Origin of the sequence: Methylomonas rivi (assembly GCF_024505165.1) — a bacterium.
Taxonomy (GTDB): domain Bacteria; phylum Pseudomonadota; class Gammaproteobacteria; order Methylococcales; family Methylomonadaceae; genus Methylomonas; species Methylomonas rivi.
This window is the reverse complement of sequence record NZ_JANIBK010000375.1, coordinates 1-564: the sequence shown is the minus strand read 5'-3', so window position 1 is coordinate 564 and position 564 is coordinate 1. Positions and strand designations below refer to the sequence as shown.

The window sequence follows — 564 nt, the reverse complement described above, 5'->3', positions numbered from 1 at the left end:
GAGCTAATGGGCAAGATGCATTCGGTGCATGAGCCTCGCAAACTGCCGGTGGTCTTAAGTCGCGAAGAGGTGGCTCGCTTGCTCGCCGCCGCTGATAATCTCAAACATCAAACGGCCTTATCGGTCGCGTACGGCGCCGGCTTGCGGGCCAGCGAGGTGGTGGCATTGAAGATCAGCGACGTCGATAGCCAGCGCATGACCTTGCGCGTCGAACAGGGCAAAGGCAGCAAGGATCGCTATGCCATGTTATCACCCGTGTTACTGGATCGCTTGCGTGCCTGGTGGAAGTACGCGCACGCCCAAGGCAAAATGCTGCCAGGCGGTTGGCTATTTCCCGGCTTGGACCCTGTCGATCCGCTCAGCACCCGTCAACTCACCCGCGCAATACATGCCGCCGCCGAGGCTGCGGGGATAGACAAACGGGTATCCATGCATACGCTGCGGCACAGTTTCGCCACGCACTTGCTGGAGCAGAAGGTCGACATCCGTGTCATCCAGGTATTGCTCGGTCACAAGAAACTGGAGACCACGGCATTGTACGCGCAGGTGGCCACCGATATCCTG

General features: G+C 59.4%; 1 protein-coding gene. It reads left to right on the top strand.

The window, feature by feature from the left end; all coding sequences use genetic code 11:
* The coding region (locus NP596_RS21815; RefSeq protein WP_256617469.1) for a tyrosine-type recombinase/integrase at window positions 1-564 on the top strand (564 nt) is incomplete at both ends.